Source organism: Flavobacterium sp. 140616W15, assembly GCF_003668995.1.
In the GTDB taxonomy this organism is placed as follows: Bacteria; Bacteroidota; Bacteroidia; order Flavobacteriales; family Flavobacteriaceae; genus Flavobacterium.
The window spans coordinates 3,873,545-3,895,278 of the sequence record NZ_CP033068.1 but is presented as its reverse complement, the minus strand read 5'-3'; the positions used below and the strand labels follow the sequence as shown (position 1 = coordinate 3,895,278).

General features: G+C 32.8%; 18 protein-coding genes and 2 tRNA genes. 10 read left to right on the top strand and 10 right to left on the bottom strand.

The genetic code is table 11. The annotated features are described in order from the left end of the window. Window positions 1-125: 125 nt before the first annotated feature. The gene (gene dinD / locus EAG11_RS17030; protein WP_129540211.1) at window positions 126-965 is read left to right on the top strand and encodes a DNA damage-inducible protein D; all 840 of its coding nucleotides are present in this window, start codon (window positions 126-128) and stop codon (window positions 963-965) included. Window positions 966-1,125: 160 nt separating this feature from the next. Here the strand turns inward: dinD and EAG11_RS17025 are convergent, their stop codons facing one another. Then, window positions 1,126-1,515, bottom strand: a complete 390-nt coding sequence (locus tag EAG11_RS17025; RefSeq protein ID WP_129540210.1) for a helix-turn-helix domain-containing protein — start codon at window positions 1,513-1,515, stop codon at window positions 1,126-1,128. A 176-nt stretch (window positions 1,516-1,691) separates the two neighbouring features. Here EAG11_RS17025 and EAG11_RS17020 point away from each other — a divergent pair, with 176 nt between their 5' ends. Beyond that, a complete protein-coding gene (locus tag EAG11_RS17020) occupies window positions 1,692-1,970 on the top strand; it encodes a hypothetical protein (RefSeq protein ID WP_129540209.1) in 279 nt (92 codons plus the stop codon). Between the two features lie 257 nt (window positions 1,971-2,227). Here the strand turns inward: EAG11_RS17020 and EAG11_RS17015 are convergent, their stop codons facing one another. From EAG11_RS17015 to EAG11_RS16995, 5 genes are all read right to left on the bottom strand, one after another. Further along, on the bottom strand, window positions 2,228-3,367 hold the full coding sequence (locus tag EAG11_RS17015; protein WP_371414604.1) for a DUF2235 domain-containing protein: 1,140 nt from the start codon (window positions 3,365-3,367) through the stop codon (window positions 2,228-2,230). A 274-nt stretch (window positions 3,368-3,641) separates the two neighbouring features. Next, window positions 3,642-4,727: a DUF2931 family protein gene (locus EAG11_RS17010; protein WP_129540207.1), complete on the bottom strand. Its 1,086-nt coding sequence runs from the start codon at window positions 4,725-4,727 to the stop codon at window positions 3,642-3,644. A 105-nt stretch (window positions 4,728-4,832) separates the two neighbouring features. Then, window positions 4,833-5,918: a DUF2931 family protein gene (locus EAG11_RS17005; RefSeq protein WP_129540206.1), complete on the bottom strand. Its 1,086-nt coding sequence runs from the start codon at window positions 5,916-5,918 to the stop codon at window positions 4,833-4,835. 105 nt (window positions 5,919-6,023) lie between these two features. Then, window positions 6,024-7,109, bottom strand: a complete 1,086-nt coding sequence (locus tag EAG11_RS17000) for a DUF2931 family protein (protein WP_129540205.1) — start codon at window positions 7,107-7,109, stop codon at window positions 6,024-6,026. A 106-nt stretch (window positions 7,110-7,215) separates the two neighbouring features. Then, window positions 7,216-8,301 carry a DUF2931 family protein gene (locus tag EAG11_RS16995; RefSeq protein WP_129540204.1) on the bottom strand — a complete coding sequence of 362 codons (1,086 nt, stop codon included), beginning with the start codon at window positions 8,299-8,301 and terminating at the stop codon, window positions 7,216-7,218. Window positions 8,302-9,077: 776 nt separating this feature from the next. Between EAG11_RS16995 and EAG11_RS16990 the strand changes: the two genes are divergently transcribed. Continuing rightward, window positions 9,078-9,206 carry a transposase gene (locus EAG11_RS16990; protein WP_230605534.1) on the top strand — a complete coding sequence of 43 codons (129 nt, stop codon included), beginning with the start codon at window positions 9,078-9,080 and terminating at the stop codon, window positions 9,204-9,206. A 57-nt stretch (window positions 9,207-9,263) separates the two neighbouring features. After that, window positions 9,264-9,344 (top strand): hypothetical protein, encoded by an 81-nt coding sequence (locus EAG11_RS22920; protein ID WP_371414646.1) that lies wholly within the window; start codon window positions 9,264-9,266, stop codon window positions 9,342-9,344. Window positions 9,345-9,417: 73 nt separating this feature from the next. Here the strand turns inward: EAG11_RS22920 and EAG11_RS22445 are convergent, their stop codons facing one another. The 4 genes from EAG11_RS22445 to rseP all read right to left on the bottom strand — a co-directional run bounded on the left by EAG11_RS22445 (window position 9,418) and on the right by rseP (window position 11,550). Beyond that, window positions 9,418-9,867 (bottom strand): GIY-YIG nuclease family protein, encoded by a 450-nt coding sequence (locus EAG11_RS22445; protein ID WP_129540203.1) that lies wholly within the window; start codon window positions 9,865-9,867, stop codon window positions 9,418-9,420. Between the two features lie 69 nt (window positions 9,868-9,936). Next, window positions 9,937-10,010: transfer RNA gene (locus EAG11_RS16975), tRNA-Asn, on the bottom strand. A gap of 39 nt (window positions 10,011-10,049) precedes the next feature. Then, window positions 10,050-10,123 (bottom strand) — tRNA-Asn (locus EAG11_RS16970). Window positions 10,124-10,206: 83 nt separating this feature from the next. Then, a complete protein-coding gene (rseP, locus tag EAG11_RS16965) occupies window positions 10,207-11,550 on the bottom strand; it encodes an RIP metalloprotease RseP (protein ID WP_129540202.1) in 1,344 nt (447 codons plus the stop codon). Between the two features lie 198 nt (window positions 11,551-11,748). Here rseP and EAG11_RS16960 point away from each other — a divergent pair, with 198 nt between their 5' ends. From EAG11_RS16960 to EAG11_RS16935, 6 genes are all read left to right on the top strand, one after another. Next, window positions 11,749-12,819, top strand: a complete 1,071-nt coding sequence (locus tag EAG11_RS16960; protein WP_129540201.1) for an NADH:flavin oxidoreductase/NADH oxidase — start codon at window positions 11,749-11,751, stop codon at window positions 12,817-12,819. Window positions 12,820-13,496: 677 nt separating this feature from the next. Next, window positions 13,497-14,537, top strand: coding sequence for a Gfo/Idh/MocA family oxidoreductase (locus EAG11_RS16955; protein ID WP_129540200.1), 1,041 nt, complete (start codon window positions 13,497-13,499; stop codon window positions 14,535-14,537). A 356-nt stretch (window positions 14,538-14,893) separates the two neighbouring features. Next, window positions 14,894-16,117: an MFS transporter gene (locus EAG11_RS16950; protein ID WP_129540199.1), complete on the top strand. Its 1,224-nt coding sequence runs from the start codon at window positions 14,894-14,896 to the stop codon at window positions 16,115-16,117. Window positions 16,118-16,400: 283 nt separating this feature from the next. Continuing rightward, window positions 16,401-19,238 (top strand): carboxypeptidase-like regulatory domain-containing protein, encoded by a 2,838-nt coding sequence (locus EAG11_RS16945; protein ID WP_129540198.1) that lies wholly within the window; start codon window positions 16,401-16,403, stop codon window positions 19,236-19,238. A 20-nt stretch (window positions 19,239-19,258) separates the two neighbouring features. After that, the gene (locus EAG11_RS16940) at window positions 19,259-20,620 is read left to right on the top strand and encodes a DUF5689 domain-containing protein (RefSeq protein ID WP_129540197.1); all 1,362 of its coding nucleotides are present in this window, start codon (window positions 19,259-19,261) and stop codon (window positions 20,618-20,620) included. A 170-nt stretch (window positions 20,621-20,790) separates the two neighbouring features. Then, window positions 20,791-21,651 carry a hypothetical protein gene (locus EAG11_RS16935; protein WP_230605555.1) on the top strand — a complete coding sequence of 287 codons (861 nt, stop codon included), beginning with the start codon at window positions 20,791-20,793 and terminating at the stop codon, window positions 21,649-21,651. The last annotated feature ends 83 nt before the right edge of the window (window positions 21,652-21,734 follow it).

Sequence of the window (21,734 nt, the reverse complement as noted above, 5' to 3'; positions counted from 1 at the left end):
TTAGATAAAATGTATATTTGAAATCATTATATATTAAATGTTTTTTCTAGAGTATTGCAATGAGAGAGCATCAATTATTTAGATTTAGCCATTTTTATTACGTAAATACATAAAAGTAAGTAAGCATGAAAAGTCAGGAAATTATAGATCTTTTTCGACAATTTGAAGAAGTTACATCAAACATAGAAGGAGTTGAATGTTGGAGTGCAAGAGAATTGCAAAAATTATTAGGGTATAGTAAATGGGAAAATTTTGATAAGGTTATTAAAAAAGCAAAAGACGCTTGTGCAAATGCAGGAGAAGATGTCAATAATCACTTTCCTGATGTCGGGAAGGTGATAGAAGCAGGAAAAGGTGCTCAGCATTCTATTGATGATATTGCGCTAACTCGTTATGCTTGTTATTTAATTGCTCAGAATGGAGACAGTCGTAAAGAACAAATTGCTTTTGCTCAAAATTATTTTGCTGTTCAAACAAGAAGGGCAGAAGTAATTGAGCAACGTTTATTGGAATTTGAAAGAGTAAAAGCAAGAGAAAAACTTACTCAAACTGAAAAACAGCTTTCTGGAATATTATTTGAGCGCGGTGTTGATAATAAAGGTTTTGGAATAATACGTTCTAAAGGAGATCAGGCATTGTTTCGTTTATCAACATTGCAACTTAAGAAGAAAATGGGAATTCCGGATAATAGACCAGTTGCTGATTTTTTGCCTACAATAAGTATCAAAGCTAAGGATTTGGCAGCAGAAATGACTGGTTTAAATGTACAGAGTAAAGATTTAAAAGGCCAAAACAAGATCGAAAGTGAACATATTGAAAATAATAAAGCAGTAAGAAACATGCTTACACAAAGAGGGATTGTGCCTGAGAATCTTCCTAAGGATGAGGATGTTAAAAAAATACAACGGAAGTTAGATAGTGATGATAAAAAAGTACTAAAAGATGCTAAAAAGAAAAACAAATAAATGTAATTTTTTAATTCCATCGAATTCGACAGAATTAAAAATATGAGAAGTTTTAATAAAACGAAAAGCGTTGCAATTAATTGCAACGCTTTTTTTTGGTTTAAAGAAGGGGTGGGGAAGAATCTTTCTTTTATTGACAATAATATACTTCTACAAAGAATTATTTTCCTTTCAACAACTTTTCTAAATACTCCACTTTCTCTTTTTCAGCCAAAACCAAACGCTCATAAAGTTCTACAACTTTGTCAAGAGGATTGAATGTGCAGTTGTATGCATTTCCATTAATAAAACTGCCATCATGCAATGTATTTCCTATAATGTTTAAAACTGCTTCATCTGAAAAGTTTTTAATTGCTTCAGCTGAAACTCCTAATACTTCAGCGATTTTTTGAAGTTTTTCGTCATCAACAATTTCGCTTCCTTCAATATTAGAAATAGATTGCTGGCTTATGCCAATTGCTATTGCAAGTGCTTCTTGTTTCATTCCTCTAAGCTCTCTGATTCGGCTTATATTTCTTCCAATATGTTTTGGTTTTGTTACTGTGCTCATGGTTCAAAGATATTTAAAATTCTTGATAAATTATCTGCATGGTAAAACACAAGCTTGTCTTGGTTGGATACAATTTTGAATGTTTTGAAGCAGTATAATTTATTGTTTAATTGCAATTTGTTAAACAAAAATACAATTTTTCGGACAAGTAGTATTTAAAAGCAAAAAATATAAATATGCAAAAAGAAAATTATACTGTATCGCATCATGATGAGGTAATGGTAGCTGTAGCAAAATTCCTTTCAGAACTTTGGTTCGAAGGAGAGTTTAGAGATCAACCAGATTATTTAGCGGAAATTTTTGAAGATATCCTCAAAACAGAACTTGGTGATGACCTCGATCTGCGAACTAAAATGATAGGTTGTATCAAAACATGTAAGATGTTGGTAAAGGCACTTGAGCCGTTCTCTGATGCGCAAATAGAAGAAGCTTGTGTTAGAGTTCTTGAAGCTTAATTTTGTTTGTTGTGGGGCTTAATTTTGGTTTAATCGTGAAGTTATAAAGTTGAGCCGTTTTTTTTACCGCAAAGCCCGCAAAGTTTAAAAGCGCAAAGTTCGCAAAGCTTATCGATCAGGCTTTGCGAACTTTGCGAATTTCGATAACTATCAGGATTGTGTTCTTTGTTGTTATTGTCCATTTATCGCTACGATTAAAGGATAGTCATTTTTAATTATTACTTTTCTGTTTTTACAAATTTTGTTGATTGGATAATTTATAAATTTTCACGTATCCTATCTTTTGCTGGTTTCATACCGAGAGATCCATTGTCTGCAGACCAATGTAAGTATTCATTACGTAGTTTTCGCAAATCTTTTTGCTCTTGTAACTCTTGCTGGTAAGCTACAAACTGTTTATCACCAGCTTTTACCCCTTTATACTTTTCATGAATTGCTCCAAACCATTTAAATGTGTAAGGCTCACCATCACCTAAAACATACTCTCGCAAACGCTTTTTCACCCGCATAAGCAAGGCATCGTTAGTAATGCTATATTTATCAATTTCTATTTTATCTATTTTAAACGGAACTTTTTGTGTTGCTATGGCTGATTCTGCCATAAAATGCAATGGGATGTAACTGTAGTTTTTGCTTAACTCTCGTGTGCCTTTAAGTTCATGCTTTGGTCCAAAAAAAGAAACCTCTAATTGGTTTTCTAAATACCAAGACTCTGCTATTAGTTTCTTTGAAAATTCTTTTAGTTCGTCCTTAAAATTTTTCTCAATAACCTTTACTAGTTCAGCACCATCATTGTAACTTCCGCCAACATCAGAATGCACACCAGGAAATTCTCTTTCTTTTCCAACTCTTGTTTTGGTAAGCGAAAAATTGGCTCTATGTTCATCAGCAGCGGTAAAGTGCATGACTGTTTTTGCCCGAGATAGATTGTTTAGTTCTATTTCGGTTGCATCATTATCAAAATCTGGATTAACACTTATTCCTGGCGAGTAAGAAGACACAGTATCAAAAAGACCTAGAAAACGAACTCTTACCACATCTATCGTGATATTGTCTTTGGCTAAATAATACCCAAAATAACCTCTTTTATTTTTAAATTTAACAGCCGATAGATCTGATCTTTTCTCAATTTCATCCAAAAAAACTCGGGCTGCTGCTGCACCTCGACTGAAACCAAAAACATCTAAATTAAGTATTTTTACTTTGTTATTTTTACTTTTTTCAGCTACTTTTTCAGCTACTTTTTCAGCTACTTTCTCAGCTAACTTTTCACAGCCTTCTTGTACTTTTCCTAATATGCCTGTGCCACTGGTAATAAAACCTGTTCCAAAACCGGCCCCTAATGGGGAGTCTCCTTTTTCAGCCTCCGTGCCAATACCATCAACATATACAGCCAAATTTTTAGGATAAGCATCATGAAGCCGTGCAACATTAGACCAGGCATTATAATAGCTACTACTGGTTTTGCCTTGTCCGCTTTTTCGATATGCTTCTGCAGAAATGGTTTCTTCAGGTGTTAATTTTTCACCCCTAGACCTTTTATCATAATACTCTTTGGCATTGGTGTTGTTTTTATTGTTATTGGTACCATCAAAAAAAATACCGATGGTTAGTTCCGTAACTTTATCTTTTTTTTAGGAGGAGTATAATTTCCAAATATAACGCTCATAACTATTCGTATTTACCCGAATCTTGACAGATTTGGTTTAAATTATATGTTTTCTCAAATTGCTCTACATAAAAATTAGTTACCCATTTATCATCATCTCCTTTTGTTGGATCAATTTTTATAACCAATTCTACAGCCTTATTTTTATCAAGATCTTCTTTAAACAATTTTCTAATTTGATTTTTATCAAAATCTACTGGAATTTCATCCTCTCCACCTTCAAGATACTTTGCCCAATATTCTTTATCGTGGGTAAAAGCTATTCTAGAAACAAACTCTTGTTCTTGTTTGCCACTGCCTACAGACCAGAATATTTCAAAAGAAAAAGGAATTGCTCTATTTTTTAGCTCTATTGGTCTATCATACGGATTTTCAATTTCTCCGTTACACATTTTAATATACATTGAAGTTATTTTACTGCCTTCAGGTAAAATTACTCTGGGTTTCCAGTTGTATTTTTCACGATATTCCTCATAAACCTCTGGTGGTGGGTAACCGTATTGCTTAATCTGTTCTCGAATGTCTTTAGATATAGTACCATCGTAAGTTAGAGCCCTTTTCGCATAGTCCTCTTTAAACATATACTTCTCGTCTTTGCTAATAAGTTTCGGGTCTATAATGGTTTCATGAGCCTGAAATCGAGCTACTTCTACTTGCCTTCCATTTCCGGCAACCCAAACTACTACCATTCCTTTTGGAGCAAAGCCAATTTTTATATATTTATAAGGCACTGTTACTGCTTCTTCTCCTCTTTTAGCATAAAAACCCTCATCAAATAGCTGTTGTATTTTTTCTGTAGGGAGTTTCCATTCGCCTGTATAAAATTTATCATCGACATACGACAACCATGTCATATCAAGTCTATCTGGCAAGGGCGCTTTTATAAAATCTACACTACCCCAGCCACCCCAGCCAGAATTACTAAATCCTCCCATTTGGCTAAAAAAGTAACCTCCTGCTGCCCCTGTGTACACTTCTATAGGATATTCTCTTGGTGCAGAGATACTTGCTGACCACTCATACTTTTTTTCCATACATGAATTTATTGTTATTGCTAAAAGCAATAAAAGCATTGTTTTTTTTATCATTATCGGTCTGTGTTTTATTTGACATAAGAAAAAATGCCGATGGTTAGTTTCCTAACTTTGTCTTTTTTTTAGGAGGAGTATAATGTCCAAATATAACGCTCATAACTATTCGTATTTACCCGAATCTTGACAGATTTGGTTTAAATTATATTTTTTCTCAAATTGCTCTATGTAAAAATTAGTTACCCATTTATCATCATCTCCTTTTGTTGGATCAATTTTTATAACCAATTCTGTAGCCCTATTTTTATCAAGATCTTCTTTAAACAACTTTCTAATTTGATTTTTATCAAAATCCACAGGAATTTCATTTTCTCCACCTTCAAGATATTTTGCCCAATATTCTTTATCGTGTGTAAAAGCTATTCTAGAAACAAACTCTTGTTTTTGTTTACCACTGCCTACAGACCAGAATATTTGAAAAGAAAAAGGGATTGCCCTGTTTTTTTGGTCTATTGGTCTATCATACGGATCTTCCATTTCTCCATTACACATTTTAATATACATAGAAGTTATTTTACTGCCTTCGGGTAAGATCACTTTTGGTTTCCAGTTGTATTTTTCACGATACTCCTCATAAGCCTCTGGTGGTGGGTAACCGTATTGCTTGATTTGTTCTCGAATGTCTTTAGATATTACAAAATTGTTTTCCAATCTATGTTGACTATAACCATTTCTAAACATATACTTCTCATCTTTGCTAATAAGTTTGGGGTTAATAATTGTTTCATGAGCTTGAAAACGAGCTATTTCAACTTGTTTTGTAATTCCGGCAACCCAAACTACTACCATTCCTTTTGGAGCAAATCCAATTTTTATATATTTATAAGGCTCTGTTTCTGCTTCTTGTCCTCTTTTAGCATAAAAACCCTCATCAAATAGCTGTTGTATTTTTTCTGTAGGGAGTTTCCATTCGCCTGTATAAAATTTATCATCAACATACGACAACCATGTCATATCAAGCTTATCAGGTAAGGGCGCTTTAATAAAATTTATACTACCTGAGCCGCCCCAACCAGAGTTACGAAATCCTCCCATTTGGCTAAAAAAATAACCTCCAACTGCTCCTGTGTACACTTCTACAGGATATTCTCTTGGTGCAGCAATATTTGCTGACCACTCATACTTTTTTTCCATACATGAATTTATTGTTATTGCTAAAAGCAATAAAAGCATTGTTTTTTTTGTCATTATCGGTCTGTGTTTTATTTGACATCAGAAAAAATGCCGATGGTTAGTTTCCTAACTTTGTCTTTTTTTTAGGTGGCGTATAATGTCCGAATATAACGCTCATAATTATTCGTATTTACCTGTTCTTGTTACCTTTTCTTTTATCTCATATCGTTTTCCATCTTGTTCTAAATATAAATCAGTAACTCGCTCTGATTTTATCTCAACATTCGGATCAATTTTTATAACCAACTCGACAGCCTTATTCTTATCAAGATCTTCTTTAAACAATTTTCTAATTTGATTTTTATCAAAATCTACTGGAATTTCATTCTTTCCACCTTCAAGATATTTTGCCCAATATTCTTTATCGTGTGTAAAAGCTATTCTTGATACAAATCGCTGTTCTTGCTTTCCGCTTCCTATTGACCAGAAAATTTGAAAAGAAAAAGGAATTGCCCTGTTTTTTTGGTCTATTGGTCTATCATACGGATCTTCCATTTCTCCGTTACACATTTTAATATACATTGAGGTTATTTTGCTACCTTCGGGTAAGATCACTTTTGGTTTCCAGTTGTATTTTTCACGATACTCCTCATAAGCCTCTGGTGGTGGGTAACCGTATTGCTTGATTTGTTCTCGAATGTCTTTAGATATTACAAAATTGTTTTCCAATCTATGTTGACTATAACCATTTCTAAACATATACTTCTCATCCTTGCTAATAAGTTTCGGGTCTATAATGGTTTCATGAGCCTGAAATCGAGCTACTTCAACTTGTTTTGTAATTCCGGCAACCCAAACTACTACCATTCCTTTTGGAGCTAAGCCAATTTTTATATATTCATAAGGCTCTGTTACTCCTTCTTCTCCTCTTTTAGCATAAAAACCCTCATCAAATAGCTGTTGTATTTTTTCTGTAGGGAGTTTCCATTCGCCTGTATAAAATTTATCATCAACATACGACAACCATGTCATATCAAGCTTATCAGGTAAGGGCGCTTTAATAAAATTTATACTACCTGAGCCACCCCAACCAGAGTTACGAAATCCTCCCATTTGGCTAAAAAAATAACCTCCAACTGCTCCTGTGTACACTTCTACAGGATATTCTCTTGGTGCAGCAATATTTGCTGACCACTCATACTTTTTTTCCATACATGAATTTATTGTTATTGCTAAAAGCAATAAAAGCATTGTTTTTTTTATCATTATCGGTCTGTGTTTTATTTGACATCAGAAAAAATGCCGATGGTTAGTTTCCTAACTTTGTCTTTTTTTTTAGGAGGAGTATAATTTCCAAATATAACGCTCATAACTATTCGTATTTACCTGTTCTTGTTACCTTTTCTTTTATCTCATATCGTTTTCCATCTTGTTCTAAATATAAATCAGTAACTCGCTCTGATTTTATTTCAACATTAGGATTAATTTTTATAACCATTTCTATGATCTTATTTTTATCAAGATCTTCTTTAAATAGTTTTCTAATTTTATTTTTATCAAAATCTACTGGAATTTCATTTTCTCCACCTTCAAGGTATTTAGCCCAATATTCTTTATCGTTTGTAAAAGCTATTCTAGAAACAAACTCTCGTTCTTGTTTACCACTGCCTACAGACCAGAAAATTTGAAAAGAAAAAGGAATTGCTCTGTTTTTTTGATCTATGGGCAAATCATAAGGGTCTTCCATTTCTCCGTTACACATTTTAATATACATTGAAGTTATTTTACTGCCTTCGGGTAAGATCACTTTTGGTTTCCAGTTGAATTTTTCACGATACTCCTCATAAACCTCTGGTAGTGGGTAACCGTATTGCTCGATCTGTTCTCGAATGTCTTTAGATATTACAAAATTGTTTTCCAGTCTATGTTGACTATAACCATTTCTAAACATATACCTTTCGTCTTCACTAATGAGTTTTGGGTCTATAATGGTTTCATGAGCCTGAAATCGAGCTACTTCAACTTGGTGTCCTGCTCCCATAACCCAAACTACCACCATTCCTTTTGGGGCAAGGCCTATTTTTATGATACTGTAGTTATCTCTTTCCGAATCAGAGTCTGGTCTGGAATGAAAACCCTCATCAAATAGCTGTTGTATTTTTTCTGTAGGGAGTTTCCACTCGCCAGTATAAAATTTATTATCGATATACGACAACCATGTCATATCGAGATTCTCGGGTAAAGTAGCCTTTATGCTGTTGTCGCCTACTCCGCCTCCCCAACCAGTGTTACTAAATCCTCCCATTTGGCTAAAAAAATAACCTCCTGCTGCTCCTGTGTACACTTCTACAGGATACTCTCTTGGTGCAGAAATACTTGCTGACCACTCATACTTTTTTTCCATACATGAATTTATTGTTATTGCTAAAAGCAATAAAAGCATTGTTTTTTTTATCATTATCGGTCTGTGTTTTATTTGACATCAGAAAAAACCTGAATTTCTATAATCTATCCTATATTAAAGATTCTTACTCTTTACTATGGAAGCTTACTTTTTATTCGAAATCAAATTTAGATTCTCCTTCGAGGCTTCAAATTTTAAAATTGCTTTAAATGCTATAATGAAAATAATTGAAGTCTATTTTTTTTTTTAGAACTCTCTCTATTTTGTTTGACTAGTATGAACAGAAAAAGAGATATTTTTAAAATGAGTTAGAATTCTTCTTTTGTACTAAAATAAAGTGTTTTTTATTTGCTTCTTATTATGAAGTCAGTGAAGATTTGTAATCAATTTTATACGAATATATAACTACAAATGAAATAAACAAATTATTTTGTACTATTTTTCATAAAAAAAAAACAATAAAACCGCTGTGGTGTGTGTGAATTTAGCGATTGCTTAATGTTGCAGAGGATTTTGAGGCTAACTAATATTTTAATCCTCTCCTGATATTTAAAAAGGATATAATCTACCCCAAGAATCGAAATATCTTCGAAAACACAAAAGATATAATCATTGGTTTTGTTAAGCTAATAAAAAGGCATGAAAAAGTAAATCAATCATAGATTCTAATACTTCAGCGGAATCGTTCAATACTAAAATAAAAGTATTTAGACTTATACGAGTAAGAAATATTGAGTTTTCCTTTTGGCTAACTAATATAGTTGCTTAATTTCTACAGCTCCACAGGTTTTCGTGTTGATTCGTTAATTATCAGTCAATCTTAAGCTATTTTGATAATATTAAGTACTAATGCTTCAGTTGAATCTTTTAACGCTAAAGTAAAGGTCTTTAGAAGTCAATTTAGAGGAGTACGAAAAGTGGATTTCTTCTTATTCAGATTATCTAATATTTTTGCTTGATCCCTAACTTTTGTACTTGATCCCACAAATGCTTCAGCAGAATCTTTTAATGCCAAAATAAAAGCATTTAGATCTCAATTTAGGGGAGTGAGAAATGTAGATTTCTTTTTATTCAGATTGTCTAATCTTTTTGCCTAATCCCCAACTTTTGCTCCTGATCCTTTTTAACCGCAAAGCCCGCAAAGTTAAAAAAAAGCAAAGTTCGCAAAGCTTATCGATGATCAAGCTTTGCGAACTTTGCGTAAATCCTTGCGCTTTCCTTTGCGTTTAAAGAATAGGTGTGATGTAAACAAAAAAAAAGACCATCATTTCTGATAGTCTTTTTTGCTCCCTCTCTTGGGCTCGTTCCGATAGCTATCGGAACAAGGTCCCTCTGATTAAGAGTATTTCGATAATAGCTTTTCTGTAATTTCAGGATATTTTTTAAATTAAGGAGGTATGTTTTGCTTTTCATGCTTTTTATGTGTTTTTCAATTTTTCTAGCTTGTTCAATGTTAATGCATAGAATAGAATAAAATAATATCCAATCATTTGCAATTTTGGTATGTGAATTTTTAAACTGACCAGAGTTGTGCCATTGTATTCTAATTTGAATATCTGAAGTTTCTCCAATATAGTAGGTTTCTTTGCTTGGAGAGTAAATAATGTAAACAAAGTGCATAAAGAATAGATTGGCTGAATAAGGTACAAAAAAAAATACCACTTACAATTTGTAAGTGGTATTTTGAAGCTCCCTCTCTTGGGCTCGAACCAAGGACCCTCTGATTAACAGTCAGATGCTCTAACCAACTGAGCTAAGAAGGAATCACCTTAAAGGTAAATATGTTTGCTAAAAAAAAGTTGCTCCCCCTCTTGGGCTCGAACCAAGGACCCTCTGATTAACAGTCAGATGCTCTAACCAACTGAGCTAAGGAGGAAGTTGTTGTTCTTTTTAGCGAGTGCAAATATAGAAGGTTTTTTCCTTTCTAAAAAATTTTTTCGCACTTTTTATTTATTTTTTTTACTTCCCAACAATTGCTTTGTAAATGTCGTTACCGTTAGCAAACAAAAGCAATGAGATAAGTAAGACAAAGCCAACCATTTGCGCATTTTCAAGGAATTTATCGCTTGGTTTTTTTCCACTAACAATTTCGTATAATAAAAACATCACATGACCACCATCTAGTGCCGGAATAGGCAATAAATTCATAACTCCAAGCATAATTGACAAAAGTGCAGTGATAGACCAGAATACTTCCCAGCTCCAAGTACTAGGGAAAATGTTGTAAATAGCCGCAAAACCACCTACTTGTTTGTATGCTTTAGTTTCTGGATTAAAAATCATTTTTAATTGTTTACCATAACCAACTAATTGATCTTTTCCTTTTTCAATCCCAACAGGAATCGATTCAAGGAAACCGAATTTTTTAGTGCTCACTTTATAGTAACCTAATTTCTCCAACGAATCCATTCCTAGAGTACCAACATTTACACCAAGTTTTCCTTCTTTTGTAACAATAGCAGTAACAGGAGTCTCTTTTTGGTCTCTTAAAACTACGGCAGGAATTGTTTTTCCTTTATTAGTTTCTAGTATTGCTTTTACTTCGTCATAATATTTTACTTTTTGACCGTTAAGAGAAATAACCAAATCTTTTGGTTGTAATTCTTTGTTTGGAGACTCTGCAGCAATATTTCCAATTACAAATGGCATTCTGATAGAAACAAGCGGACTTTTTTCATGCTTTGATAATTGGTCAACAAGATCATTTGGCATGTTGATAGTTTGCTCAACGCCATTTCTATCAATAAGAACTTGCTTAGACATCACTAAATCCATGTTTAGCTGACTGTCAAAATTGGCTACTTTTTTACCGTCTATAGCAAGAATTTTATCGCCAGTTTTAAAACCAGCTTTAACCATAACAGGATTTTCAATCGAGAGACCATCTTTTATGTCGGCATTGGCGACATAAGTTTCGCCATAAGCAAAAGCCATTCCTATATAAATAATAAAAGCAAGAATAAAGTTTACAGTAACTCCACCCAACATAATAATTAAACGTTGCCAAGCTGGTTTAGAGCGGAACTCCCAAGGTTGCGGAGGTAAAGCCATTTGTTCCTTGTCCATACTTTCGTCGATCATTCCAGAGATTTTTACATAACCACCTAGAGGTAACCATCCGATTCCGTATTCAGTGTCGCCGATTTTCTTTTTTAGAAGAGAAAATTTTACATCAAAAAATAAATAGAATTTTTCGACTCTTGTTTTAAATAGTTTTGCAGGGATAAAATGCCCTAATTCGTGAAGAATAATAAGTAATGATAAACTCAATAAAAATTGAGAAAGCTTGATAACTATATCCATTGTTTAATTTTTGTTCTTAAATAACGCACAAAAGTAACGTTTTCTATTTTAATTCGTAGTGCAATATAAGTTATAAGGTTTTAAATGTTTGTTAATTAATAAACATTTAAATTTCTTGTTTTGCTAAGATGCAGTAACTTTACTTTTTGAACACTATGTAAAGTATTAGTAGTGTAAAACCATTAAAAGTTACATTGTATGGCATCAGTATTGTTTTCTCCACTTTCTATAAAAAAAATTACTTTAAAGAACAGAATCGTTATCTCACCAATGTGTCAGTACTCTGCTGTTGATGGTTTTGCCAACGATTGGCATCTGGTACATTTGGGTGCTCGCGCCAGTGGAGGTTCGGGATTGATAATTCAGGAAGCAACTGCAGTTTCACCCGAAGCAAGGATTTCGCCTCAGGATTTAGGATTGTGGAATGATGAACAGATAGAAAAATTGAAAGTTATTAATCAATTTATTGTTTCTCAAAATGCAATTCCTGGAATTCAAATAGCACATGCCGGACGTAAAGCGAGCGTTTCGGTGCCTTGGGAAGGCAATAAAAAGCTGGATATCGCTCAAGGCGGATGGCAAACCGTTGCTCCAAGTGCGATTCCATATCATGAAGACGAACCATTTCTTCCAGAAGCTCTAGATAAAATTGGAATCCAAAAAGTAATCTTCGATTTTAAAGCAACGACAAAAAGAGCAGTTGCGGCTGGATATCAGGTTTTGGAAATTCACGGAGCACATGGGTACTTACTACATCAATTTATGTCGCCATTAACTAATCTTAGAACGGATGAATATGGAGGTAGTTTCGAAAATAGAATCCGGCTTACTTTGGAAATCGTTGATGCAGTGCAAATAGAATGGCCTGTTGATTTGCCTTTATTTGTTCGTATTTCGGCAACTGATTGGGCAGCTGAAGGGTGGAGTATTGAGGAATCAGTGAAGCTTTCGGTAATTTTAAAATCCAAAGGGGTAGATGTTGTAGATGTTTCGTCGGGAGGATTAGTTTCGCACCAAAAAATTGTAATAGGACCAAGTTACCAAGTGCCTTTTGCCGAAAGGATAAAAAAAGAAACAGGAGTTTTAACGGGAGCTGTCGGTTTAATTACTAAAGCTAATCAGGCAGAAGAAATTTTGGCTAATGGTGAGGCCGACTTAATTTTGTTTGCCAGGGAATCACTTCGTGATCCGAACTTGGCATTGCATTTTGCATCGGAGTTAAACGCCGATATTCAATGGCCAAAACAATATGAAAGAGCTAAAATTTGATGAAACATTAATGTTTTTAGTTTGAACCATTAAGAGATTAAGTTTCATTAAGCTTTGAACTCAATTTTCTTCAATCTATTTAATCTTTGGTGAAAAAATAAATATTAACGGAGTTTCATTAATAAGGGGAACTTACAATTTCTTCATCTCTTAATGGTTAGAGAAAATAAAACATAATGTTTTTAGTTTGAATCATTAAGAGATTAAGTTTCATTAAACTTTGAACTCAATTTTCTTCAATCTATTCAATCTGTGGTGAAAAAATAAATATCAACTAAGTTTCATTAATAAGGGAAACTTAGATTTCTTCATCTCTTAATGGTTAGAGAAAATAAAACATAATGTTTTTAGTTTGAACCATTAAGAGATTAAGTTTCATTAAGCTTTGAACTCAATTTTCTTCAATCTATTTAATCTTTGGTGAAAAAATAAATATTAACGGAGTTTCATTAATAAGGGGAACTTAAATTTCTTCATCTCTTAATGGTTAGAGAAAATAAAACATAATGTTTTTAATTTGAATCATTAAGAGATTAAGTTTCATTAAGAGTGCATCTTAATTAATCTCCTACTTGGTTTGAAAAATTCTTTTAATCTTTTTTTATTAAGAACTTAATTTTTCTTAATATCTTAATGGTTAGAAGAAAACTTAATCTGTGAAAAAAAAATAACATAAAATGCAAAAAATAAAAACAGCACTATTATCATACGGAATGTCGGGAAAAGTTTTTCACGCACCATTTATCGCTATTCATCCAAGATTTGAACTTGTGGGTTCTTGGGAAAGAAGCAAAAAACTTATACAGGAAGATTACCCAACAGTTAAAAGCTATCCAACTATCGAAGATGTTCTTGCAGACGACATCGATTTGGTTATTGTAAATACGCCTGTTGAAACCCATTACGAATATGCCAAAAAGGTATTAGAAGCTGGTAAACATGCTATAGTCGAAAAAGCATTTACAACTACTGTAGCTCAGGCTCAGGAATTGGCTGATTTAGCTAAAGCAAAAGGATTAAAATTAGCTGTTTTTCAGAACAGAAGATGGGATAGTGATTTTAAAACGGTTCAAAAAGTTGTTAAAGATGGTGTTTTGGGAGATATAGTCGAAGCTGAATTTCATTTTGATCGTTATAATCCGTCGTTGAGTATTAAAACACATAAAGAAACTGCTAATTCGGGAGCAGGAATTTTAAAAGATTTAGGACCACATTTAATAGATCAGGCTTTGCATTTGTTTGGATTCCCAAAATCAGTTTTTGCTGATATCAGGACTACACGTGAAAACTCATTGGTAGATGATTATATGGATTTACTATTGTATTACAATGACTTTAGAGTTCGATTAAAAGCAAGTTTCTTTGTTAGAGAAGCCAATCCAGCGTATGTTGTTCATGGAAAGAAAGGATCGTTTTTAAAACCTCGTGGTGATGTTCAGGAAGATGATTTAAAACTAAGTAAAATACCAAATTTAGCTTGTTGGGGAACAGAGTCCGAAGCGCTAAAAGGACTTTTGCATACTGAAATTGAGGGCAAAATCGTCAAAGAAAAAATTCCAACTTTTCAGGGTAATTATTATGATTTTTTTGATGGAGTTTACCAATCGATTACAACAAATACAGTAGAACCTGTTACTGCCGATGATGGCGTTAAAACGATGACAATCATTGAAGCCGCTATTGCGAGTAATGCCCAAAATAAAGTGATTGATTTGTAGTTATTTAACTCTTTTCGGATGGAACGTGAATTAAACTTGTTTTTCTTCCGTTCCTAAGTTCAATGTCATTCAAGTTAAGCTTTTTTACTAATAAATTTTCTCGCCGAGTCGCCAAGTCACTAAGTTATGTACGTTTTCTTAGCGACTTGGCGAGAGACTTATTTAGGAAAGTATTGCAGACATATCTTTGACTTAAGAAGATTGTCCGAAGCTTCACGATTGGGACTGTTTTAAAAAATTTGCGTTTCACTTAATTTATAAACAATAACGTTATAAATCATTTTAACAGGTTGAGTTAAATTAATCAAAAGAATGAATTTTGTAATTTTGCCCAATCAAACCCTAAATAATTCATTTTGATAGATTTAAACTTCATTGGCAGATTTAAGACCAAAGCAAAATTTAAAAAAACGTATAAAAATGTAAAAGCATCGTATCTAAATCGAATTCGCTTTGCGGTAGGTATGTTTTATTTTGCAATGGGTTTGTGTTTTGCTACTTGGGCAAGCCGAATTCCAGATATTAAAACGGCTTTAAGTCTAAGCGAAGGACAATTAGGATCTATTTTGTTTGCATTACCATTAGGTCAATTGGTTGTTATGCCTTTTTCAGGTAAGCTAGTAACTAAATTCGGAAGTCATAGAATTCTTATTCTTTCATTATTATTTTATGCTTTTAGTTTAACCAATCTAGGTTTAGCTACTGCGTCATGGCAATTATCACTTGCATTGTTTGTATTTGGAATATTCGGGAACTTAGCCAATATTGCTGTAAATACTCAGGGAGTATATACAGAGGTGCTTTTTAAGAAAACAATAATGTCTTCTTTTCACGGTATGTGGAGTTTTGCTGGTTTTTCAGGAGCTTTAGTCGGATTAGGAATGCTTGCTTTAAAATTTACACCATATTATCATTTTGTAATTGTAGCAGGAATTGTATTGGTTATGATCGCTTTTAATTATAAATTTTTGATTAAAGCGAAAGAAAAAAATAAAGTAAAAGTAGAAGAGAAGAAAAAGAAACTCTTTACAAAACCTGACAGTTCGCTTATTTGGTTGGGAGTAATTGGATTTTGTTGCATGGCGAGCGAAGGAGTTATGTTTGATTGGAGTGGTGTTTACTTTAAAGATGTTGTAAAAGCTCCTGGAGCGTTGGTAATTTTAGGATATACTTCGTTTATGATAATGATGGCAAGTGGTCGTTTTCTTGGTGACGGACTGATTCTTAAATTTGGAAGAAAGAAAGTGCTACAAATTAGCGGATTAGTTATATCAGTCGGACTTTTTACCTCAGTGTTATTTCCATATATAATTCCATGTACGATTGCCTTTATGTTTGTTGGACTTGGTGTTTCTACAGTCGTGCCAACATTGTATAGTGTAGCAGGGAAAAATCCAACAGTTCCTGCTGGAGAAGCTTTAACGATAGTTTCGAGTGTAAGTTTTCTTGGGTTTTTAATGGGCCCACCTGTTATTGGTTACATTGCCGAAGTTTTTGGTCTTCGATTTTCTTTTGCATTTATTGGTGTTTTCGGTTTCTTCATCGCTTTTATGGTTTCTAGAATAAAGGCTATAGAATAGAGAAACATACTTTTTAAAACGTAACTTCTAATACTATTTTTTGTTTTTAATTTAAAATTTTGCAAGAAAAATAATATATATTGTTTTTCTTGCGTATATTTGGCGCTTACAAAATATAGTAAAATTCTTATTTTTCTGTAAATATTTAGATACCACTTTTCCAAAACATTTCTTGATTGTTGTTATAAGCTGAAGGTTTATCATCTCAAATTATTCCACAATCAAAACTTTAATCCTTTGACTTTACTAATTAAAGAATCTGAGATAGTTAAATAGAATGTGTATGAAAAAGTGTATAACTGTAATTTTATTGATTTTCCAATTAATGACTGTTATTGCGCAGAACGAAACTGGTTTCTCTGGAAAGGTAGTTGATATGAAAACACAAAAACCACTTCAACATGTTGTGGTTAGTATTCAAAACTCAGCAATTATGCAATTGACGGAGAGTGATGGTACATTTAAGTTGGTTTTGCAATCAGAAGGAAATCAATTGCTATTGTTGCATAGTCAGGGATATAAAGATTTATTATTTCCAATAAAAGTTGTTTCTGGAGAAATGATAGATTTAGGTGTTTTAGTTTTAGAAGAGGATAATCAAATCGGATCAGAAGCGTTCATGATTTCTTTGTCGGAAAACGACTTAAATGATGACAATTCTAGTTCCGAAAATACTTCAGGACTTTTACAATCTTCACGTGATGCCTTTATACAGGCATCAGCTTTTAATTGGGGTCAAGCACGTTTTAGAATGCGCGGGTTGGATAGTCAACATGCTACGATGACTATCAATGGAGTCACAATGAATAAAATGTACGATGGTAGACCACAATGGGGAAATTGGGGAGGTTTAAATGATGCTACACGGAATCAGGAATTCTCAGTTGGAGTTGCAACCTCAGATTATACTTTCGGAGGGATTCTGGGAACACAACAAATTAATGCACGAGCTTCAATCTATAGGCCAAGTTCTCGAATTACATTTTCGAGTAGTAATACAAATTATAGTTTTCGAGTAATGGCTACTTATGCTACAGGTTTAATGCCTTCGGGATGGGCTTATGTCATTTCGGCAGGAAAACGTAAGGCAAATGAAGGTTTCTTTGAAGGAACAAACTACGATGCAGATTCTTTTTTTATGAGTATCGAAAAGAAATTAAACACTCAACATTCTTTTAATTTTACAGGCTTTTATACTCCAAATTCTAGAGGGAAAAATTCACCCAATACAGATGAAGTAACTCAGCTTACAAGTAAGCGATATAATTCCTATTGGGGCTGGCAAGGCGGAAAGAAAAAAAATGCCAGAATTAAAAGAGTGGAAGAACCCGTTTTAATGTTGAACCATTTTTTTAGAATTGATGATAAAACAACTCTAAATTCAAGTATAACATATCAGTTTGGGAAAGTAAGTAATAGTAATATAGATTATCAAAATGTAAATAGTCCAGATCCAACACATTACCGTAAATTACCAAGTTATTATACTTCTGTATATGCAAAAGATCATGGAGAATATCCAGGCAGTTTTATTCCAGATTATCAAAATGCTAAAAAAAATGAAATCCTATTTATTACAAATTCACAAATAAATTGGAATGAATTATATCGAGCAAATCAAATGCTAACAACAAATTCAAGCAAAAGTGTTACTGGTTATGTGCCAGCACAAAGTAGCTATATTTTGTATGAAGGCAGAACTGATGATAAAACAATATCTTTTAATTCTAATGTGAATTCCCAATTAACAGAAAATATTTTCTTTAATGGTGGAATAGCATTCAGAAATTTAAAATCACATAATTACCAATTGCTTACGGATTTATTAGGGGGTTTGTATTTTGAAGATATCGATTTGTTTTATAAAGGTGACCAGTCACAATCGGATTTAAAGAATCCCAATAGGAGGGTTGGAGTTGGAGATTCTTACAGATATAATTATAATTATCTAGCCAATACAATTGATTTTTTTACGCAATTTAAATTCACTTATCGTAAAGTCGATTTTTATCTTGCTCAAGCTTTCTCTAGTTCGACTTATCAAAGAGAGGGTTTATATCAAAATGGAATTTATGTTACTAATTCTTTCGGGAAAAGTAAGAAAGTAAATTTCGAAAATTTTGCTTTCAAAGGAGGTTTGACTTATAAAATATCAGGAAAACAATGGTTGTTTATTAATGGAGCTTATTTAACTCAAGCACCTACAATTAGAAATACGTTTCCTAATGCACGACTAAATAATAGTGTTGTAGATGGGATAGAAAGTGTGAATATTAGTAGTATTGAAGGGAATTATATTTTCCATTCGCCTAAGATAAAAGCACGACTTACAGGATATTATTCTTTGATAAAAAATGCAACACAAACTTCCTTTTTTTATGCTGAAGGAATTTTTGATAATGGGGCTGGTTTCGATAACACAAATGCATTTGTAAGTCAAACATTAACTCATCTGAATAAAAAAAATATTGGAGTCGAGCTGAGTTTTGAACATCAAATCTTACCGACTTTTAAAACTATTTTGTCTCTAGCCTACGGTCAATATACTTATGATAGCAATCCTAATGTTATTGTTGTAGATAATGCAAGAGTATCTTTAGAAAACAGCAATCCTGTCTTTAATTTTGGGAATGCAACATTGAAGAATTATAAACAGCCTGGAATGCCCCAGCAAGCTTATTCATTAGCAGTTGAATATCGTAATCCTAAGTATTGGTGGATCGGAACTAATATAAATTATCTAGCAAACTCTTATATAGATGTTTCTCCAATTTCTAGAACAGCTCAGTTTTATATTAATCCCAAGAGTGGTTTTTCTTTTCCAGAAGCCTCGCCAGAAAGAGCAAAAATAATATTGAAACAAGAAAAATTTGATCCGATTAGGTTATTAAATATTACAGGAGGGAAATCATGGCGTGTTCGCCGAAAATACATATCCCTGTTTGTGAGTATTAATAATGCATTGAATAAAACATATAAAACAGGAGGTTTTGAGCAGGCAAGAAATGCAAATTTTCGCCGATTAGACCAGCAACAATCAAGCGGTACGCCTTCGTTTGGTCCAAAATATTTTTATGGATACGGGAGATCTTATTTTGGGAACTTAGCAATTAATCTATGAATTTTAAAAAAGTGTTTACTATGAAAAATAGATACAGCCCTTTAGTATTTTCTATAATATCTCTAATATCTCTTGTTTTTTTAAGTTGCGTGGAAGATGAAACGTCTATTCCAGAACTTATGTGCAACCAACCGGATTTAGCCATAAACACATCAGTTGTTGAGGTTCGTAATAATACAAATCCTGTTGCTGCTAAATATTTGTACGATGATATCATGGAAGGCTATGTGATTTCTAGTGATGAATCGGGTAATTTTTTTAAAACAATATCTATTCAAACACTTCCTGCTAAAAATGTCGTTACTCAAGGATTTAGTATTGGTGTTGATGCAACAAATACATATATAAATTATAGAGTTGGAAGAAAGGTATTTATTAAATTAAAAAATCAATTTACTGATATAAATTATGGAAGTTTACGAATAGGGAGCTTGTATGTTAATGCCTATGGAAATACTTCAGTTGGAAGAATTGACCAAAATGATTATAAAAATGTACTCAATGCTTCTTGCGAAGTTATTGATGAGAATAAGTTGATTCGTTCGCTTTCGATCTCAGAATTATTGAATGATAATAATATTAATACTTTAGTTGAATTAAGTAATGTTCAATTTTCAGATGCAGCTATGGGGCGTCATTATTTTGAAGAAAGTAATAATATTGGCGGTGCAACCAATTGGAATTTAAGAGATAAATCTGGGAATCAAGTTATTTTTAGAACGAGTAGATACGCTAATTTTGCAAGTAAGTTAGTGCCAAAAGGGAGCGGAACAGTGAGAGGAATTTTGACAAAATACGGTTCAGACTATCAAATTATGATACGATCTGAGAAAGATATATCGATGGAAGGAAAACGTTCTGTTCCGTTTTTTTCAGAAGACTTTCAAATGGTACAGAATAATGTAAACTTTAGCCTGCCAGGTTGGAGTAATATAGTTGAGAAAGGAACTAAATTATGGAAAAGTACCGTTTTTGCAGGCAATGGTTATGCTGAATTTAACACAACAGGTACCACAGCAGCTGAAATCGTTGCATGGTTGGTCTCTCCAAAGATAAATATAGATGATTATAAAAATGCAGTATTGTCATTTAGAAGCGCGCAACATGATTTAAAAGTTGATTCTCCATTGAATTCTTTAGAAGTTTATGTGTCAACTAATTTTGATGGTTTTAATGTCGCTAATGCTGAATGGACTAAGTTAGAAGCAATACTTCCTACATTATCTACTCCTGTTCGTCAATTTATAAGTTCGGATCGTATTGATTTATCCTCCTATTCAGGAAATATTCATATTGCTTTTAAGTATGTTGGATCAGGAAAGGATAAGATACTTAACGGCGCTTTTATGGTAGATGATGTTGTAATTGTAGGAGATAAGTAAAGGTTGTATGTGGAGTTGCATATTTATAAATAAACATAAGTGTCTAGTGTTCAGTTAATATTAGATAGCTTGTTTTTAAAATCTATAATAAGGTTTCGTTTTTTGGTTGTGAAAACAGTATTTTTTCTATGTTTTTTGTATTTTGGTCATCCCAAATCGATATAAATACCATGATGAAAAATTACTTCATTGCCATTTTTATGATGGCTTTTTCATGTTTGATCCACAGTCAAGATCAGCAAATTAAGTTAAAACAAATAAATGTCGTTAAGACAAATTACCGCGATTCAAAAAGTGGTGAAATTGAGAATAAAACGGTTTTGTTCCAAGACGGTAAGCTTCTAACCATAAAAACATCAGATGTTGTACATAGTTTTTTTTACAATTTGAAAGGGCTTTTGGATATGACAGTAAAAGAGAGAATAGGTAGTAACTGGAAAGAAGTTGTAAAATATAGTTACGACAAAGATGATAGGATTACTAAGTTCATGAAAAAGTACGATGAAAACGGCGAGACTGTAACTAAGACAGTAACGATGAGTTATGAAGGAGCAAGAATTAAAGTAATAACCAAAAAAAGCAATATTCATACCATACTGGAAGATATTGAATATGTAGTTGAAAATGGACTTGTCATAAGACGTTCTTCTAGAGATAGAAATCAACAGATTTTTAATAAAATTGAATATGTATATTCTAATGATAATGTAGTACGTCACAAAGGAGTTCTGGGTGAAAAAATGATTAATAGTTTTACTTTTGATGATAAAAAATCAGTTGATTTATTGATTGTACAAAATTTATTTGGTCCAAATTATAAAGTTATTGTACCGTTAATCTCTTTTCATGAAGATGAATTTAGCTTTGAATCCATTTCTTATAATAATGAATTGGCATTTGCTCCTTCTACAACAAATTACACAGGAGTATCAGGAAAATATAAGTATAATGTATTGAATTATCCAATTTCATCTTCTTTTTTAGAGCAAAATGGAATTGTAAAAATTGATAAAACATATATTTACGAATAGGAATTATTACTTATTACCAATTGAAGTCTTTGTTTTTGTATTTAAAAAAATGCATCAATAGGCTTTAGTACCTTGCAAATCAC

Coding starts and splice junctions, on each gene's coding strand:
- EAG11_RS16955 (WP_129540200.1), top strand. CDS start 13,497: ATGCAAAAAATAAAAACAGCACTATTATCATACGGAATGTCGGGAAAA.
- EAG11_RS16960 (WP_129540201.1), top strand. CDS start 11,749: ATGGCATCAGTATTGTTTTCTCCACTTTCTATAAAAAAAATTACTTTA.
- EAG11_RS16945 (WP_129540198.1), top strand. CDS start 16,401: ATGAAAAAGTGTATAACTGTAATTTTATTGATTTTCCAATTAATGACT.
- EAG11_RS16935 (WP_230605555.1), top strand. CDS start 20,791: ATGATGAAAAATTACTTCATTGCCATTTTTATGATGGCTTTTTCATGT.
- EAG11_RS22445 (WP_129540203.1), bottom strand. CDS start 9,867: ATGCACTTTGTTTACATTATTTACTCTCCAAGCAAAGAAACCTACTAT.
- EAG11_RS16995 (WP_129540204.1), bottom strand. CDS start 8,301: ATGATAAAAAAAACAATGCTTTTATTGCTTTTAGCAATAACAATAAAT.
- EAG11_RS17025 (WP_129540210.1), bottom strand. CDS start 1,515: ATGAGCACAGTAACAAAACCAAAACATATTGGAAGAAATATAAGCCGA.
- EAG11_RS17010 (WP_129540207.1), bottom strand. CDS start 4,727: ATGATAAAAAAAACAATGCTTTTATTGCTTTTAGCAATAACAATAAAT.
- EAG11_RS17005 (WP_129540206.1), bottom strand. CDS start 5,918: ATGACAAAAAAAACAATGCTTTTATTGCTTTTAGCAATAACAATAAAT.
- EAG11_RS16940 (WP_129540197.1), top strand. CDS start 19,259: ATGAAAAATAGATACAGCCCTTTAGTATTTTCTATAATATCTCTAATA.
- EAG11_RS17020 (WP_129540209.1), top strand. CDS start 1,692: ATGCAAAAAGAAAATTATACTGTATCGCATCATGATGAGGTAATGGTA.
- EAG11_RS17000 (WP_129540205.1), bottom strand. CDS start 7,109: ATGATAAAAAAAACAATGCTTTTATTGCTTTTAGCAATAACAATAAAT.
- rseP (WP_129540202.1), bottom strand. CDS start 11,550: ATGGATATAGTTATCAAGCTTTCTCAATTTTTATTGAGTTTATCATTA.
- dinD (WP_129540211.1), top strand. CDS start 126: ATGAAAAGTCAGGAAATTATAGATCTTTTTCGACAATTTGAAGAAGTT.